16 protein-coding genes are annotated in these 17,353 nt (G+C 67.4%); 9 read left to right on the top strand and 7 right to left on the bottom strand.

Annotation, left to right across the window (positions count from 1 at the left end):
* Positions 1-4 precede the first annotated feature (4 nt).
* From WJ16_RS02260 to WJ16_RS02240, 5 genes are read left to right on the top strand one after another with little or no spacing between them, the layout of a single operon-like run.
* Positions 5-595, top strand: a complete 591-nt coding sequence (locus WJ16_RS02260) for an aminodeoxychorismate/anthranilate synthase component II (RefSeq protein WP_069255658.1) — start codon at positions 5-7, stop codon at positions 593-595.
* A 13-nt stretch (positions 596-608) separates the two neighbouring features.
* Positions 609-1,640, top strand: a complete 1,032-nt coding sequence (gene trpD, locus WJ16_RS02255; RefSeq protein ID WP_069255657.1) for an anthranilate phosphoribosyltransferase — start codon at positions 609-611, stop codon at positions 1,638-1,640.
* 29 nt (positions 1,641-1,669) lie between these two features.
* Positions 1,670-2,455 carry an indole-3-glycerol phosphate synthase TrpC gene (gene trpC, locus WJ16_RS02250; RefSeq protein WP_069255656.1) on the top strand — a complete coding sequence of 262 codons (786 nt, stop codon included), beginning with the start codon at positions 1,670-1,672 and terminating at the stop codon, positions 2,453-2,455.
* Complete coding sequence (locus WJ16_RS02245; RefSeq protein WP_069255655.1) at positions 2,455-3,081, top strand: CYTH domain-containing protein; 627 nt, start codon at positions 2,455-2,457, stop codon at positions 3,079-3,081. The genes trpC and WJ16_RS02245 overlap by 1 nt, the downstream gene beginning before the upstream one ends.
* A 13-nt stretch (positions 3,082-3,094) precedes the next feature.
* Entirely contained in the window at positions 3,095-4,009 is a 915-nt protein-coding gene (locus WJ16_RS02240; protein ID WP_069255654.1) for a uracil-DNA glycosylase, read from the top strand.
* A gap of 110 nt (positions 4,010-4,119) precedes the next feature.
* On the opposite strand, the gene WJ16_RS02235 is transcribed toward WJ16_RS02240, so the two are convergent.
* From WJ16_RS02235 to WJ16_RS02220, 4 genes are all read right to left on the bottom strand, one after another.
* Positions 4,120-4,716, bottom strand: a complete 597-nt coding sequence (locus tag WJ16_RS02235) for an FMN-dependent NADH-azoreductase (RefSeq protein ID WP_069255653.1) — start codon at positions 4,714-4,716, stop codon at positions 4,120-4,122.
* Between the two features lie 146 nt (positions 4,717-4,862).
* Positions 4,863-6,662, bottom strand: a complete 1,800-nt coding sequence (locus WJ16_RS02230; RefSeq protein ID WP_069255652.1) for a M61 family metallopeptidase — start codon at positions 6,660-6,662, stop codon at positions 4,863-4,865.
* A 106-nt stretch (positions 6,663-6,768) separates the two neighbouring features.
* Positions 6,769-7,497, bottom strand: a complete 729-nt coding sequence (locus WJ16_RS02225) for a DsbC family protein (RefSeq protein ID WP_069255651.1) — start codon at positions 7,495-7,497, stop codon at positions 6,769-6,771.
* A gap of 90 nt (positions 7,498-7,587) precedes the next feature.
* A complete protein-coding gene (locus WJ16_RS02220) occupies positions 7,588-8,766 on the bottom strand; it encodes a UbiH/UbiF family hydroxylase (protein WP_069255650.1) in 1,179 nt (392 codons plus the stop codon).
* Between the two features lie 248 nt (positions 8,767-9,014).
* On the opposite strand from WJ16_RS02220, the gene ychF reads away from it, so the two are divergent.
* Positions 9,015-10,109, top strand: a complete 1,095-nt coding sequence (gene ychF, locus WJ16_RS02215) for a redox-regulated ATPase YchF (protein WP_069255649.1) — start codon at positions 9,015-9,017, stop codon at positions 10,107-10,109.
* 236 nt (positions 10,110-10,345) lie between these two features.
* Here the strand turns inward: ychF and gabP are convergent, their stop codons facing one another.
* From gabP to WJ16_RS02200, 3 genes are all read right to left on the bottom strand, one after another.
* On the bottom strand, positions 10,346-11,737 hold the full coding sequence (gene gabP / locus WJ16_RS02210) for a GABA permease (RefSeq protein WP_069255648.1): 1,392 nt from the start codon (positions 11,735-11,737) through the stop codon (positions 10,346-10,348).
* A 416-nt stretch (positions 11,738-12,153) separates the two neighbouring features.
* Positions 12,154-12,498: an MmcQ/YjbR family DNA-binding protein gene (locus tag WJ16_RS02205; RefSeq protein ID WP_069255647.1), complete on the bottom strand. Its 345-nt coding sequence runs from the start codon at positions 12,496-12,498 to the stop codon at positions 12,154-12,156.
* An 82-nt stretch (positions 12,499-12,580) separates the two neighbouring features.
* Entirely contained in the window at positions 12,581-13,900 is a 1,320-nt protein-coding gene (locus WJ16_RS02200) for an MFS transporter (RefSeq protein WP_069255646.1), read from the bottom strand.
* 194 nt (positions 13,901-14,094) lie between these two features.
* On the opposite strand from WJ16_RS02200, the gene gcvA reads away from it, so the two are divergent.
* From gcvA to ettA, 3 genes are all read left to right on the top strand, one after another.
* Positions 14,095-15,012, top strand: a complete 918-nt coding sequence (gcvA, locus tag WJ16_RS02195; protein ID WP_069255645.1) for a transcriptional regulator GcvA — start codon at positions 14,095-14,097, stop codon at positions 15,010-15,012.
* 81 nt (positions 15,013-15,093) lie between these two features.
* Positions 15,094-15,402: a DUF3761 domain-containing protein gene (locus WJ16_RS02190; RefSeq protein WP_069255644.1), complete on the top strand. Its 309-nt coding sequence runs from the start codon at positions 15,094-15,096 to the stop codon at positions 15,400-15,402.
* Positions 15,403-15,591: 189 nt separating this feature from the next.
* Entirely contained in the window at positions 15,592-17,259 is a 1,668-nt protein-coding gene (gene ettA / locus WJ16_RS02185; protein ID WP_006494122.1) for an energy-dependent translational throttle protein EttA, read from the top strand.
* Positions 17,260-17,353: the final 94 nt, after the last annotated feature.

Here is a 17,353-nt window from a genome sequence, read left to right as displayed (position 1 = left end):
GACCATGCTGCTCATGATCGACAACTACGACTCGTTTACCTACAACCTGGTCCAGTACTTCGGCGAACTCGGCGAGGACGTGCGCACCTACCGCAACGACGAAATCACGCTCGACGACATCGCGCGCCTGAATCCCGACGCGATCTGCCTGTCGCCCGGCCCGAGCAACCCGCAGCACGCAGGCATCACGCTCGACGTGCTGAAGGAATTCGCGGGCAAGAAGCCGATCCTCGGCGTGTGCCTCGGCCATCAGGCGATCGGCGAGGCCTTCGGCGGCCGCGTCGTGCGCGCGAAGACCATCATGCACGGCAAGGTGAGCAAGATCGAAACCGACTGCCGCGGCGTGTTCGCGGATCTGCCGAAGCATTTCGACGTCACGCGCTACCACTCGCTCGCGATCGAGCGCGAATCGCTGCCCGACTGCATCGAGGTGTCCGCATGGACCGACGACGGCGAAATCATGGGCGTGCGCCACAAGACGTTGCCGGTCGAAGGCGTGCAGTTCCATCCGGAGTCGATCCTCTCCGAGCATGGTCATGCGCTGCTCGAGAACTTCCTGAAGCAAGCGCGCGCCGCGGCCGCGCAAGCGGCCTGACGGGAGCCTCACGATGACGATTACCCCGCAGGAAGCGCTGCAGCGCACGATCGAACACCGCGAAATCTTCCACGACGAGATGCTGCACCTGATGCGGCTGATCATGCGCGGCGACATGTCGCCCGTGATGGCGGCCGCGATCATCACCGGGCTGCGCGTGAAGAAGGAGACGATCGGAGAAATCGCCGCCGCCGCGACCGTGATGCGCGAATTCGCGAACCACGTCGACGTGCAGGACAACTCGAATTTCGTCGACATCGTCGGCACGGGCGGCGACGGCTCGCACACGTTCAACATCTCGACCGCGTCGATGTTCGTCACGGCCGCGGCCGGCGCGAAAGTCGCGAAGCATGGCAACCGCGGCGTGTCGAGCAAGTCCGGCAGCGCCGACGTGCTCGAGGCGCTCGGCGTGAACATCGACCTGCAATCCGACCAGGTGGCCGCGTCGATCGCCGAGACCGGCATGGGCTTCATGTTCGCGCCGAACCATCACCCGGCGATGAAGAACATCGCGGCCGTGCGCCGCGAGCTCGGCGTGCGCACGATCTTCAACATCCTCGGCCCGCTGACCAATCCGGCCGGCGCGCCGAACCAGCTGATGGGCGTGTTCCACCCCGACCTCGTCGGCATCCAGGTGCGCGTGATGCAGCGCCTCGGCGCGCAGCACGTGCTGGTCGTGTACGGCAAGGACGGGATGGATGAAGTGTCGCTCGGCGCGGCGACCCTCGTCGGCGAATTGCGCGACGGCAAGGTGCACGAATACGAGATCCATCCGGAAGACTTCGGCCTGCAGATGGTGTCGAACCGCACGCTGAAGGTCGAAAATGCCGACGAATCGCGCACGATGCTGCTCGGCGCGCTGGACAACCAGCCGGGCGTCGCGCGCGAGATCGTCACGCTGAACGCGGGCACCGCGCTCTATGCGGCCAATATCGCCGAATCGATCGCGGACGGCATCCAGCTCGCCCGCGAAGCGATCGCGAGCGGCAAGGCACGCGCGAAAGTCGACGAACTCGTGCGCTTCACGCAGCAGTTCAAGCGCTGACTCCCCTTACGAATCAAGCAGGAATCTACATGAGCGACATTCTCGACCGAATCATCGCCGTCAAGCGCGAAGAAGTCGCGGCGGCCATGCGCAGCGCGCCGCTCGAGGCATTGAAACTGGACGCCTCCACACGCGACCTGCGCGACTTCGTCGGCGCACTGCGTGCGAAGCATACGGCCGGCCAGGCGGCCGTGATTTCCGAAATCAAGAAGGCGAGCCCGTCGAAGGGCGTGCTGCGCGAGCATTTCGTGCCGGCCGACATCGCGCGCTCGTATGCGGCGCACGGCGCCGCGTGCCTGTCGGTGCTGACCGACGAACAGTTCTTCCAGGGCAGCGTCCGCTATCTCGAGGAGGCGCGCGCGGCCTGCACGCTGCCGGTGCTGCGCAAGGACTTCATCGTCGATGCGTACCAGATCATGGAAGCGCGCGCGATGGGCGCCGACGCGATCCTGCTGATCGCCGCCGCGCTCGACACGCCGCTGATGCAGGATCTCGAAGCGTATGCGCACTCGCTCGGCCTCGCGGTGCTGGTCGAAGTCCATGACCGCAACGAGATGGAGCAGGCGCTGACGCTCAAGACCCCGCTGCTCGGCATCAACAACCGCAACCTGCGCACGTTCGAGACGTCGATCCAGACCACGCTCGACATGCTCGACATGATTCCGGCGGACCGCATCGTCGTGACCGAATCGGGCATCCTGTCGCGCACCGACGTCGATACGATGCGCGCAGCGAACGTGAACACGTTCCTCGTCGGCGAGGCGTTCATGCGCGCCGACCAGCCGGGCGAGGAGCTCGCACGGATGTTCTTCTGATGGCGATCGAAAAGGAAATCAAGCTCGCGCTGCCGGCCGGCCAGGCCGACGCCGCGCGACGCTTCTTCGAGACGCTGACCGGCGAACCGGGTGAGGAGATCGCGCTCGCGAACGTCTACTACGACACGCCCGATCTCGCGCTGGCCCGCTCGAAGAGCGCGGTGCGCGTGCGCCGCACGCCGCACGGCTGGCTGCAGACGTTCAAGACGGTCGGCAGCGCCGAAGGCGGCCTGCATCGCCGCCACGAATGGGAACTGCCGGTCGCCGGCGACGCGCTCGACATCGACGCGCTCGTCGCGGCCTGCGACGTGCCGGAAGCCGCCGCCGCGCTGAATGACGCGGCCGGCGCGCTGTCCGCGCTGTTCCGCACGGATTTTTCGCGTACGCTGTGGCGCATCGCAATCGGCGGTGCGACCGTCGAAGCCGCGGTGGACCTCGGCGAGATCGTCGTCCAGGCGGAACACGAAACGCGCCGCGAACCGATCAGCGAAATCGAACTCGAACTGATCGACGGCCCGGAAGCGGCGCTCGCAACGCTCGCCGCCGAACTGCAGCAAGCGCTGCCGGGCCTCGTTCCCGAAAACATCAGCAAGGCGCAGCGCGGCTACCGGCTGCGCGCGCAATAAACACGCATCACGCATGGCAACCCGCAAGACTTCCCGCGCGCCGCAACAGGCGTCGCTGTTCGACGATCCCGTGCCGGAAACGGCACCGGTCGCCCCTCCGTCCCCGCCTGCCGAACCTTCCGAGCCGCCCGCGGCCGCACGTAAGCCCGCCAGGAAAGCCGCTGCGCCGGCCATGACGCCATCCGCACCGCAGCCCGTTGCCGCCGACGTTCCGCACCTCGCCGCGCAGTTCGACGCGCTGCCGTCCGTCTGGCGCGACGTGCTGAAACCCTTTATCGACAGCGACGCATACGCGCCGCTGTGCCGCTTCGTCGACGACGAGCGTGCAGCCGGCAAGACGGTCTACCCGACCGACGTGTTCCGCGCGCTGCGCCTGACGAGCCCGGACGACGTGAAGGTCGTGATTCTCGGCCAGGATCCGTACCACGGCGACGATCGCGGCACGCCGCAGGCGCACGGGCTCGCGTTCTCGGTGCCGCCGGCCGTGCGCACGCCGCCGTCGCTGCGCAACATCTTCAAGGAAATCGCCGCGAACTTCGGCCACGACACACCGCGCCACGGCTGCCTCGACACGTGGGCGCGCCAGGGCGTGCTGCTGCTCAACACGGTGCTGACGGTCGAGCGCGGCGCGGCCGCAAGCCATGCGAAGCGCGGCTGGGAGCAATGTACGGACACGCTGATCCGCGAACTCGCCAGCCGCCATCGCGGGCTCGTGTTCATGCTGTGGGGCGCCCACGCGCAGGCCAAGCGCGCGCTGTTCGATGCCAACGCGCATTGCGTGCTCGAGGCGCCGCACCCGTCGCCGTTGTCCGCGCACCGCGGCTTTCTCGGCTGCCGCCATTTCGCGCTCGCGAACGACTATCTGGTCGATGCGGGCCGCGAACCGATCGACTGGCGCCTGCCGGAAGTCGCCGAAACGCTCGCGTAGCAACCTTCGGCGACGCGTTCGCCGGCCCGTATGCGAAAACGCCGCGCCCCTTTCGGGACGCGGCGTTTTTTATCGCTCGATGCAGCGGGTGCGTCGCACCCGCGTCGACCTTACGCGGCGGCGATCGCTTCGCGTGCGCTGGCAAGCGCGGCGCTCTGCGAATCCGGGCCCAGGTTCAGGCCTTCCGCGAAGATGAAGCTCACGTCGGTCATGCCGACGAAGCCGAGGAACGTGCGCAGGTACGGCGTCTGGCTGTCGTTCGGCGTACCGGCGTACTTGCCGCCGCGGGCCGTCACCACGTGAACCTTCTTGCCCTTGATCAGACCTTCCGGACCGTTCTCGGTGTAGCGGAACGTGACGCCTGCACGTGCGATCCAGTCGAAGTACGTCTTCAGTTGCGACGAGATGCCGAAGTTGTACATCGGTGCACCGATCACGATGATGTCGGCGGCTTGCAGTTCGGCGATCAGTGCATCGCTCTTCGCGACGATCGCATTCTGTTCCGCGGTGCGCTGGTCGGCCGGCGTGAAGAACGCGCCCAGCACCGATTCGTCGAGGTGCGGCAGCGCATCGGTCAGCAGGTCGCGAACCACGACCTTCGCGCCGGGGTTCGATTGTTGCAGCTTTGCCGTCAGTTCGTTGGCCAGCAGCGTGGATTGCGCACCTTGCGAACGCGCGGCGGAATTGATTTGCAGAATGGTCGTCATGTCAGGCTCCAGGGGGTTGCGCTTCGGTAGCGCGAGTGACGCCATTGTGCGTGGCCGCATGACCGTGAAAAAGCGGGTTCAGGGCGACGGATTGTTGCAGCAGCGAAACAATCCACGATCGCGCCCCGATACCCGCATCGGTACGCTCACCCCTTCAGCCAGGCTTCCCGGGCTTTCGATACGGCCGCCGGCTTCGCGGCTGCCGTCAGCCGGTAGCGCGTGACTTCCGGGCCGTCGAGCTTCAGTTTCGCGGTGCGCAGCTCGTCGCGGCGGAACGCGTGAACCTCGACCTTGTCGCCCGGCCGGTAGCGCGCGAGCAGCGCATCGAGGTTGGTGCCCGTGACGCGCAGCCCGTCGATCGCGATCAGCGTGTCGCCGGCCGACAGCCTCGCGCGATGCGCGGCGCCGCCTTCGTAGACCGCGGCGAACGTACAGTCCGCGCCGCCGCGCACGCGCGCGCCGATCGTCGGCTTCGCGGCTGCGCCGGTCGCGACGTCGGGTGCGAGCGTCACGCCGAACGGCGCGAGCAGTTCGGCGAGCGGCAGGTCGCGCGTGCCGTGCACCGCATCGGCGAACAGGCGGCCGAGCGCGACGCCCGTCGCTTCCTCGATCAGCGCCTCGACTGCGTTTTCCTCGACACCCGCCTGCTTGCCGCGATAGAAGTCGCGACCATAGCGTTGCCACAGCAGGCGCATTACGTCGTCGAGCGACTTCTTGTTGCGCGTCTGCGCGCGGATCGCGAGATCGAACGCGAGCGCGACGAGCGAGCCCTTCGTGTAATAGCTGACGATCGCATTGGTCGCGTTCTCGTCCTGGCGGTAATACTTGATCCACGCGTCGAACGAGCTTTCCGCGACGCTCTGCTTCAGGCGCCCCGTGCCGCGCAGCACACCGCCGATCGTGCGGCCGAGCGCCGCGAAATATTCGTCCTGCGACATCAGCCCGCTGCGCACCAGCATCAGGTCGTCGTAATACGACGTGAAGCCCTCGAACAGCCACAGCAGCGACGTGTAGTTCTCGCGCGTCAGGTCGTACGGCACGAACGCCGCCGGCTTGATGCGCTTCACGTTCCACGTATGGAAATACTCGTGGCTGCAGAGGCCGAGATACGTGCGATAGCCTTCGGTCGTTTCGGGCCGCCCCTTCACCGGCAGGTCGGTGCGGTTGCAGATCAGCGCGGTCGACGCGCGATGTTCGAGGCCGCCGTAACCGTCGCTGACCGCAAGCGTCATGAACACGTAGCGGTCCATCGGCGCCTTCTTCGATTTCGGCTCGAACAGCGCGATCTGCGCTTCGCACACGCGCTTCAGGTCGCTGCGCAGGCGCTCCAGGTCGAGCTGCGTCACGCGCCCCGCGATCACGATGTCGTGCGGCACGCCGTGCGCGTCGAACGTCGCGAGCGCGAATTCGCCGATCGTCACCGGATGATCGGAGAGCTCGTCGTAGTTCGAAGCGCGGTACGCGCCGAACCCGTAGCGCTTCGTGCCGCGCGCCTCGGGCAATGCGGTGCCGACGCGCCACGTGCGAAACGCCGCGCCGGCCGGTTTCGCGATGTCGACTTCGCACGGCGCGTCCTCGCGGCCGGCCACGCTCAGGAACACGGCGGTCGCGTTGAAGAAGCCGCCCGATTCGTCGAGATACGCGGAGCGCACCGACAGGTCCCATGCATACACGTCGTAACGCAGCGTCAGCGCGCCGGTCACGGGGGCGGCCTGCCACGTGTGCTTGTCGGTCTTCGCGATCCGCACCTTGCGGCCCGCGTCGTTGAATGCGCCGAGCGTCACGATGTTGCGCGCGAACTCGCGCACGAGATAGCTGCCCGGAATCCACACCGGCAGCGAGAAGCGCTGGCCTTCGGGATCGGGATCGGCGACCGTCACCGACACTTCGAACAGGTGTGCGGCAAGATCTTTCGGGACAATCGAATAGCGGATCGGCTGGGTCATCGTGGCAATCGGTCGGTCGAATACGGCGGCGAAAACGAAGAGAGGCGCCGGCAGATCATGCGGGCGCCCCTCGCTGGCCGGGCCATGCGGCCCGGCAGGTGGTCGGTTACTTGCTCGACGCGAGCGCCTGGTTGAGCTGGTCGGCCGACACGGCGCCCGGCAGGCGGCGGCCGTCCGGCAGGAAGATCGTCGGCGTGCCGGTGACGTTCATCCCGCGGCCGAGCGCAAGGTTCTTGTCGAGCGCGGTGGTGTCGCAGGTGCCGGCGCCGGACGGCGCGCGGTGGTCGAGCATCCAGCCCTGCCACGTCTTCGCGCGGTCGGTCGCACACCAGATCGCCTTCGACTTCGCGGTCGAATCCGGCGACAGCACCGGGTACAGGAACGTGTAGACGGTCACGTTGTCGACCGACTGCAGCGTCGTCTCGAGCTTCTTGCAGTACGGGCAGTTCGGATCGGAGAACACCGCGATCTTGCGCGCGCCGTTGCCCTTGACGACCTTGATCGCATTCGCGAACGGCAGGCTCGCGAAGTCGATCTTGTTGATGTCGGACAGGCGTGCGTCGGTCAGGTTCTTGTGCGTCTTGGTGTCGACGAGATCGCCGAGCAGCACGTAGTCGCCCGCCGCGTCGCTATAGATGATCTGCGAGCCGAGGTTCACTTCGTAAAGGCCGGCGACCGGCGATTTCGACACGCTCTTGATCGGCGCGTCGTTGCCGAGGCGGGCCTGCAGCGTGGCTTTCAGCTTGTCGGTGGTCTGGTCGGCCTGCGCGGTGCAGCCAAGCGTCGCCATCGTGACGGCCAGCGCCAGCGACGCGATGCGGATGGTTTTTTTCATCTAGATCTTCCTTCAGCTCAATCGGTGTGCACGGCACAGTGTACGCCGTAACGGAACCGTGTCCGACCGGCGAAGCGGCCGAAGGTTCGATCAGCCGAGCGCGGCCGACACGAGCCAGCGCTTCACGAGCGGCTGCGCGCCGACGAACGCCATGCCCGCGTTGCGCACCGCCTTCGCGAGCGTGCCTGGCACCGCGAACAGCCGCTGCAGCCCGTCGGTCGCGACCATCAGCGCGCGGATGTCCTCGCGGCGCGAACGCTCGTAGCGACGCAGCAGCACCGTATCGCCGAGGTTGCGGAAGCTCTCCTTGCCCGCGATCGCGTCGGCGAGCGCCGCGACGTCGCGCAGCCCGAGGTTCATCCCCTGCCCCGCGAGCGGGTGGATCAGGTGCGCGGCATCGCCGACGAGCGCGACGCGCGGCGCAATCAGCTTGTCGACCGTCTGCAGCGCCAGCGGGAAACCGGCGGCCGGCGTCACGCACTCGAGCGTGCCGACCTGGCCGTGCGACACGCGCTCGACCTCGGCCGCGAGCTGCGCCGGATCGAGTGCGAGCAATGCGTCCGCGTGCGCGGTGTGCGCGGACCAGACGAGCGACACATGGCCGTCCGGCAACGGCAGCAGCGCGACGATCTCGCCTTCGTGGAACCACTGGTAGGCCGTCTCGCAATGCGGCAGCGACGCCTTGAAGTTCGCGACGACGCCCGTTTGCCGATAATCGCGCCGCTCGACCTTGGCCCCCATTTGCGAGCGCACCCACGAATGCGCGCCGTCGGCGCCGACGACGAGATCCGCTTCCAGCACCTGCCCCGACGACAGCGTGAGCACGGCCGCGTCGTCGCGCACGTCGAAGCCCTGCGCGCGCGCATCGAACCACGTGAGGTTCGGCTGGAACCGCAGCGCGGCGTCGAGCGACGCCTCGACCAGCGACGATTCGGCGATCCATGCGAGCTGCGGCACGGAAGCCTGATACGCGGAGAAATGCAGCTCCGCATGGGCATCGCCGTACACGCGCATGTCGTAGACGGGGGCGAGCCGGCCGTGGTCGAGCGCCTGCCAGACCCGCAGCCGCTCGAGCAGCGCCTGCGAACTGGAGGACAGCGCGTAGACGCGCGTGTCGAATGCGAGATCGGCGGGGCGCGGCGTGGCCGGCTGGGCGAGCAAGGCTGTCTTGTAGCCGGACTGGGTCAGCGCGAGCGCGGCCGTCTTGCCGACGAGCCCGCCGCCGACCACGGCGACATCGAAGGTGTGGTGGGCAGTCATGGCGGGCATTATAGCCGCGGGGGCCAAACCCTTACGCGGCCGGACTTTGCGGGAAATCAGCAGAATCGCGGGCGCCCGGCGCGGCGTGGCGGCCCCGCCGCATCGGCCGTTCGGCGCGCCCCCGGAATCCGGGGCGTCGGCACGGTACAATAGCGTCTTTGACCGTCGGCCAGCCGCGCTCCACGCGCCGGCCGCCCTTTTTTCCCGCGCCGCCGTGCCCTGTCCGGCCGCGCCGCCTTACCCGTCCGAAGGATTCCATGAGTCTCAAATGCGGCATCGTCGGCTTGCCCAACGTCGGCAAGTCCACCCTGTTCAATGCGCTGACCAAGGCCGGCATCGCCGCCGAGAACTACCCGTTCTGCACGATCGAGCCGAACGTCGGCATCGTCGAAGTGCCCGATACGCGCCTGAAGGCGCTCTCCGAGATCGTCAAGCCGGAGCGTGTCGTGCCGGCCGTCGTCGAGTTCGTCGACATCGCGGGCCTCGTCGCGGGCGCGAGCAAGGGTGAAGGCCTCGGCAACCAGTTCCTCGCGAACATCCGCGAAACCGATGCGATCACGCACGTCGTGCGCTGCTTCGAAGACGAAAACGTCATTCACGTCGCCGGCAAGGTCAGCCCGATCGACGACATCGAAGTGATCAACACCGAACTCGCGCTCGCCGACCTCGGCACCGTCGAGAAGGCGCTCACGCGCTATTCGAAGGCGGCGAAGTCGGGCAACGACAAGGAAGCGGCGAAGCTCGTCGCGGTGCTCGAGAAAGTGCGCGCGCAACTCGACCAGGGCAAGGCCGTGCGCGGTCTCGCGCTGTCGGACGACGAAGAAGCGCTGATCAAGCCGTTCTGCCTGATCACCGCGAAGCCGGCGATGTACGTCGCCAACGTGAAGGACGACGGGTTCGAGAACAACCCGCACCTCGACGCCGTGCGCAAGTACGCGGAAAGCGAAAATGCGCCGGTGGTCGCCGTGTGCGCGGCGATCGAGGCGGAAATCGCCGATCTCGACGATGCGGACAAGGAAGCGTTCCTCGCCGACATGGGCATGGAAGAGCCGGGCCTCGACCGCGTGATCCGCGCCGGCTTCAAGCTGCTCGGCCTGCAGACGTACTTCACCGCGGGCGTGAAGGAAGTGCGCGCGTGGACGATCCACATCGGCGACACGGCGCCGCAGGCGGCCGGCGTGATCCACACCGACTTCGAGCGCGGCTTCATCCGTGCGCAGACGATCGCATTCGACGACTACGTCACGTACAAGGGCGAGCAAGGCGCGAAGGAAGCCGGCAAGATGCGCGCGGAAGGGAAGGAATATGTCGTGCACGACGGCGACGTGATGAACTTCCTGTTCAACGTCTGAGCGTTGCGCAACGACGCGCTCCGCGCGTCGCGACAGGCGAACGACGCCTGCAATGAACTGAACCCCAAGCGTTGGATACAGATCCGGCCCTTGGGGTTTTTCATGTCGAGACGCGTCCGGCCATTTCGCCAAGCCGCCGCGACGACGGCAAAAAAAACCGACCGGCAAATGCCGGTCGGGTAATGAGGTTGTCCGGGCAGGCACTCAGGCGCCGTCGGGCCGTGCCGCTCGCGCGATCACGTCGCCGACACGCGCCGCCCTTCGCTCGCCTGCGCATCGCGCCCGCGCTTGTTCAGCCACGACGCGAACAGCACGATCAGCGCGAGCACGGCGGTCGCACCGACTTCCATCCGGTGATCCTCGCTCACGAGCATCACGGTCAGCGTGCCGCAGATGAACAGGATCACCAGCCACGTAAGCCACGGGAACAGCCACATCCGCAGCGTCAGGTCCGCACCGCTCGATTCGAGCGTCTTGCGCATCCGCAATTGCGAAATCGCGATCACCAGATAGACGAGCAGCGCGATCGCACCCGACGTCGCCAGCAGAAAGCCGAACACCTGCTCCGGCATCAGGTAGTTCGCGATCACGGTCAGGAAGCCGAACGCGGTCGACGCGAGCACGGCCGCACGCGGCGTGCCGGTCGAATCGGTGCGATGCAGGAACGCAGGCGCGTCCTTGCGCTTGGACAGCGAGAACAGCATCCGCGACGCGGTGTACAGCGCCGAATTCAGGCAGCTCGCGACCGACACGAGCACGATCACGTCGATGATCGCCTTCGCGTTCGGGATGCCGATCAGCTCCATCGCGCGCTGATACGAGCCGTGCTTCGGCAGCAGCGGGTCGTTCCACGGCACGATGGCCGCGACGACGAGAATCGAGCCGAGATAGAACAGCGTGATACGCCAGATCACCGAGTTGGTCGCGCGCACGATCTGGCGTTGCGGGTTGTCCGACTCGGCGGCCGCGATCGTCACGATCTCGGTGCCGAGGAACGAGAACATCGTCGTCAGCATCGCAGCGAGCACCGCGCTCGCGCCGTGCGGCATGAAGCCGTCGTGCACGAACAGGTTCGACACGCCCGACACGGCCGGAGCGGGAATGATGCCGACGATCGCCGCGCCGCCGATGCACAGGAACACGACGATCGCGACGACCTTGATCAGCGCGAACCAGAATTCGAATTCGCCGTAGTTCTTGACCGAGAAGAGGTTGGTCACCGTCAGCACCAGCGTGATGCCGAGCGCGAAGACCCAGGTTGCGACGCCGGGGAACCACGCATTGAGGATGGTCGCGGCGGCGGTCGCCTCGATCGGAATCACGAGCACCCAGAACCACCAGTACAGCCAGCCGATCGAGAAACCGGCCCAGTGGCCGATCGCGCGATCGGCATAGGTGGAGAACGAACCGCTGTCCGGATGGGCGACGGCCATTTCGCCGAGCATGCGCATCACCAGCACGACCAGCACACCGGCGATCGCATACGCGAGGATCGACGCCGGGCCGGCTTCCGCGATGGCATGGCCGGAGCCGACGAACAGGCCCGCGCCGATCACGCCGGCAATCGACATCATCGTCACGTGCCGCTGCTTCAGGCCCGTACCGAGGCCCGTGTTGCTTCCACTCATCTGTCTCTCTCCAAAAAACGGTTCCGGTATGGCCGGGTATCGCGTGAAGGCAGCACGGGGGATTGTGGTTCTTGAGCCGGGCCGGAAGCGGCGCCTGCACAGGATGCAGGCGGCGGAGCCGGACCGGGGGCCGTTCCGGAACGGTGCGCAATGCAGTCTGCGAAGCTGCAGGTGCGATGCGGCGCGGCGAGTGCCGGCGCATCGCGTGCGCCCTTTCCGTCGGCTTGGGTCAACTGCCTTCGAAGCGAAGGAGTGTAAGCACCAAACGGTTCTTCACTAAGAACCAATTGAAGAATTTCGATGGAACCACTTGTTGCATCGACGCCGATCGATGCAACGCTTGCAGCCGTTCGCGGCGGCTCCCGAGCATGCGCAAAGCCCCGGGCGGCGCCGGGCAGCAAGCCGCAACCGGTGCGTCAGTGCGCGCCGCTCGCCATTTCGTCGCGCCATCTGGCGGGGACGACAGCCAGCCATTCTCGCAGCAACAGATTTTTCACGGCGTCCGGACGGGCCGCCGACAGCCGCACCAGCACGATCGGCCAGCCGACGTAGTGATCCGTCACGTAATAGATGTCCGGTTCCGATTCGATCAGCCATGCGCGCTCGTCGGGGCCGACGCCCTTCACGACAAGCGTGTCGCCGTCCTCCCGCAGCCGCGCGAGCATCTTGCCCTTCACCTTGAGTGCCGGCGTGCCGTACGACGTGCCCTCCTCGACGCCGCGCCATGCCAGCGCGATCTGCCGGACTTCGTCGAATGTCATCGCGCCTCCCGACTGCCCGTCTTCGGTTCAAGATCCGGCCACCGTACCGTAATTGGCGCCGGCGAGCGCGGAAAGAGTGCGACTATCCGCGCACCGCGCGTGCAGCCGTCGACGTACGGCCCGTCGTCGCGACGATCGCGAACGCGATCGCATTCGCGGCGGCGCTGGCCAGGATCGGCACCAGATAGCCGCCGCCCGCGTCGTAGATGAAGCCGGCCGCGGTCGGGCCGATCAGCGTGCCGAATGCGACGCTCGTATAAAGCACGCCGATGATCCCGCTCACGTTGCGGCCGCCGAAGGCGTCCATCACGACCGCCGGCAGCACCGCGACCCAGCCGCCGTAAAACACGCCGAACACGAGGGCGAACGCAGCAAGCGTCGCGACGGTACCGGCCCCCGCCCAGGCGACGAGCGCGACGGCCATGCCCGCGAACATCGCGAGCAGCGATGCGCGGCGGCCGAAGCGGTCGGCGAGGCCGCCGAGGAAGAAGCGCCCCGCCGTGCTGCCGACGCCGATCGCGCCGAGCAACAGCACGGCCGTCGATGACGCGACGCCGTGATCGAGCGCGTACGGCACGAGATGAACGAACGGGACGAACACGCCGAACGAGCAAATGAGGCATGCCGCGTAGAGACTCGCGAACGGACGCGACATGACGGCTTCGCGCACCGTCGCGCCGGCCGGCACCGAAGCAGCGGCCGGCGTGCGGCCGGCGGCCGCGCCGGACACCGACGCCCGCGCATCGCGCCCGGCGCTCGCCGCGCCGCCGCCTTCGACGGGCACATGCGCAGGCGCCCCGTCCGGCAGCAGCCCCCGCCCGCGCGGATCGTTCTCGATCAGCAGCGACATGCCCGCGCCGATCACGACCGCGATCACGGCCAGCGTGAAATACGCGCCGCGCCAGCCGACGTGCGCGATCAGCGCAGACGCGAGCGGCGGCATCACCAGCGTGCCGACGCCGATCCCGGCCACGGCGAGCCCCGACGCGAAGCCGCGCCGGCGCACGAACCAGCGCTGCACGGCGCCGACGGCCGGCACGTACGCGCAGCCGACGCCGAACCCGACACCCAGCCCGTACGCGACATAGACCTGCATCAGCGTGTGCGCGGCGCCGGCGGCCGCGAGTCCGGCGCCGGTCAGCAGCATCCCGGCGACGGCAAGCCGCCGCGAGCCGAAGCGGTCGGCGAGCGGCCCGCTGACGATGCCGAAACCGAAATACAGGAAGCCGGCGAGCGAAAACACGAGTGAAATCTGCCCGCGCGACGCGGCGAAATCCCGCTGCAGCGACTCGACGAACGCGCTGAACGTGTACGCGCTGCCGAACCCGACGAACGTGACGGCGAACGCCGCCGCCACCACGTACCAGCCGTAGAAAAGGCGCGATGCGCCAGGGCGGTTCATGACGATGCTCCTCTCAGGTTCCACCGGGCGCCGGGCGGCGTCCGGATTGCCTCATGGATATAGATGAACTATGTTGATCGCATCGGCTGCCGCGAGGCGGCCACGCAAGCATGCGATCCGATGCGTCAACAGTACGCGTGCGGGCGCATCGTCTCAAACGATATTTCCACGGCCATTCGATTTAGAAAAACTGAATGAATCGTTCCCGCCTGCCGCCGCTCAACGCACTGCGTGCGTTCGAAGCGGCCGCCCGCCACCTGTCGGTGAAGGCGGCCGCCGAAGAACTGTCGGTCACGCCCGGCGCGGTCAGCCAGATGATCCGCACGCTCGAGACGCATCTGGGCGTGCAGCTGTTCGAGCGCGTGAACCGCGGCATCCTGCTCACGGCCGCCGGTCGCGACTACCTGCCGCCGGTACGCAACGCGTTCAGGCAGATCGCCGATGCGTCGCAACGCGTGTCGGGCGCCGCCGACAGCGGCGTACTGACGGTGAGCGTCACGCCGTTCTTCGCGTCCGCGTGGCTCGTCCCTCGCCTGGCCCGGTTCCGGGACGCGTGCCCGGACGTCGACCTGCAGGTCGTCACGAGCCACGCCCTCGCGGATTTCTCGCGCGACGGTGTCGACGTCGCGATCCGTCACGGCCTCGGTCGCTACATCGGGCTGTGCAGCGAGCGCCTGCTGACGGTGGAAATCGTCGCGCTCGCATCGCCCGAACTCGTCGCGCGGCTCGGGATGCCTGCGACGCCCGCCGATCTCGTCGGCTGGCCGCAGTTGCACGACGCCGAACGCAAGGGCTGGCACATCTGGTTCGGCGCGCAGCGGATCGACGATTTCGGCCCGCCGCGCGGGCCCGCGTTCGACGACTCGGGGCTGTTGCTGCAGGCGATCGTCGCCGGCCAGGGCGCCGGGCTGCTGCCGGCCGCGATGGTGCGCGACGAACTGGCCAGCGGCCGGCTCATGCAGCTCGCCGACGTCGCGTGGCTCGACGATTTCGCGTACTACCTCGTCTATCCGCCGCATCACGCGGAACGGCCGAAGGTCGCCGCCTTTCGCCGCTGGATCCTCGACGCCGCGCAGGCCGACGGCGCGGCGTCGATGTCCGGCGCGGCGTAGCGCCGCATACCTGCGCGGGCCGATCCTCGGCCGATCGGCTAACATGCGGCCGACACCGATAACAACAGCCCGACAGAGACCATGCCTGCTTTGCTTCGCCGCGCGACGCGCATCGCGACCTTGTCCGCCGCGCTCCTGGTCGCGTGCACCGCGCTGCCCTCTTCCGCGCATGCCTACCGCGCCTCGCCCGGCTTCGGCAACGAAGCCGATCTCGACCGTCACGACACGTATCGCAACCGCGACGGCGAAACCGTGCACGCGCCTGCGCATTCGAAATCGGGCCGCGTGCCCGAAGGCGCGAGCGCGCGTTGCCGCGACGGCACGTACAGCTTCAGCCGCCACCGGCGCGGCACGTGCTCGGGGCACGGCGGCGTCGCCGCGTGGCTGTGAGCACGCCCCTGGCCGAAAGGCCGGCAGGGTGCCAGCGGCAACCGGTGGCGAAGTACAATACGCGCTCACGCCGCCGACACGCGGCGACACCGCCGCGCGATGCGCGGCACGCTCCGTACCGAATCACCCGACGCCGCCACGCCCGCGCGCTGCGCGGCAGTCTCAACCACTTCTGACTTTCACACCGAAATGGCCCAATACGTTTTCACGATGAACCGGGTCGGCAAGATCGTGCCGCCCAAGCGCCAGATCCTGAAGGACATCTCGCTGTCGTTCTTTCCCGGCGCGAAGATCGGCGTGCTCGGCCTGAACGGCTCGGGCAAGTCGACGCTGATCCGCATCATGGCGGGCGTCGACAAGGACATCGAGGGCGAAGCCACGCCGATGCCGAACCTGAACATCGGCTATCTGCCGCAGGAGCCGCAGCTCGACCCGACGAAGACGGTGCGCGAAGCCGTCGAGGAAGGCCTCGGCGATCTGTTCCAGGCCAACAAGAAGCTCGAGGAAATCTACGCGGCGTACGCGGAGCCGGACGCCGACTTCGACGCGCTCGCGGCCGAGCAGGCGAAATACGAGGCGATCCTGGCGTCGAGCGACGGCGGCAGCCCCGAGCAGCAGCTCGAAGTGGCCGCCGACGCCCTGCGCCTGCCGCCGTGGGACGCGAAGATCGAACATCTGTCGGGCGGTGAAAAGCGCCGCGTCGCGCTGTGCAAGCTGCTGCTCGAGAAGCCGGACATGCTGCTGCTCGACGAGCCGACCAACCACCTCGACGCGGAATCGGTCGACTGGCTCGAGCAGTTCCTGGTGCGCTTTCCGGGCACCGTGGTCGCGGTCACCCACGATCGCTACTTCCTCGACAACGCGGCCGAGTGGATTCTCGAACTCGACCGCGGCCACGGCATTCCGTGGAAGGGCAACTACAGCAGCTGGCTCGACCAGAAGGAAGAGCGCCTGAAGCAGGAAGAAGCGTCGGAATCGGCGCGCCAGAAGGCGATCAAGAAGGAACTGGAGTGGGTGCGCCAGAACCCGAAGGGCCGCCAGGCGAAGTCGAAGGCGCGTATCGCGCGCTTCGAGGAGCTGAGCAGCCAGGAATACCAGAAGCGCAACGAGACGCAGGAAATCTTCATTCCGGCCGGCGAACGCCTGGGCAATGAAGTGATCGAGTTCAAGAACGTCAGCAAGTCGTTCGGCGACCGCCTGCTGATCGACAACCTGAGCTTCAAGATCCCGGCCGGTGCGATCGTCGGCATCATCGGCCCGAACGGCGCCGGCAAGTCGACGCTGTTCAAGATGCTGACGGGCAAGGAACAGCCGGATTCGGGCGAAGTCGTGATGGGGCCGACCGTGAAGCTCGCGTACGTCGACCAGAGCCGCGACGCGCTCGACGGTTCGAAGACGGTGTTCGAGGAAATCTCGGGCGGCGCCGACGTGCTGACGGTGGGCAAGTACGAAACGCCGTCGCGTGCGTACATCGGCCGCTTCAACTTCAAGGGCGGCGACCAGCAGAAGATCGTCGGCAACCTGTCCGGCGGCGAGCGCGGCCGCCTGCACCTCGCGAAGACGCTGATCTCGGGCGGCAACGTGCTGCTGCTCGACGAACCGTCGAACGACCTCGACGTCGAAACGCTGCGCGCGCTGGAAGACGCGCTGCTCGAATTCGCGGGCTCGGTGATGGTGATCTCGCACGATCGCTGGTTCCTCGACCGGATCGCGACGCACATCCTCGCGTTCGAAGGCGATTCGCAGGTCACGTTCTTCGACGGCAATTACCAGGAGTACGAAGCCGACAAGCGTGCGCGCCTCGGCGAAGAAGCGGCGAAGCCGAAGCGCCTGCGCTACAAGCCGATCAGCCGCTGACCGGCACGGCCCGGGCGCCCGGCGCCGCGAAAACGCGGGGCCAGGCGCCGAGCGGCCCGCTCAAGGCGCGGCACAATAAAAAAGCGGACCGCCG

Source organism: Burkholderia metallica, from assembly GCF_001718555.1.
GTDB lineage: Bacteria > Pseudomonadota > Gammaproteobacteria > Burkholderiales > Burkholderiaceae > Burkholderia > Burkholderia metallica.
This window is presented reverse-complemented; position numbering and strand designations above follow the sequence as displayed.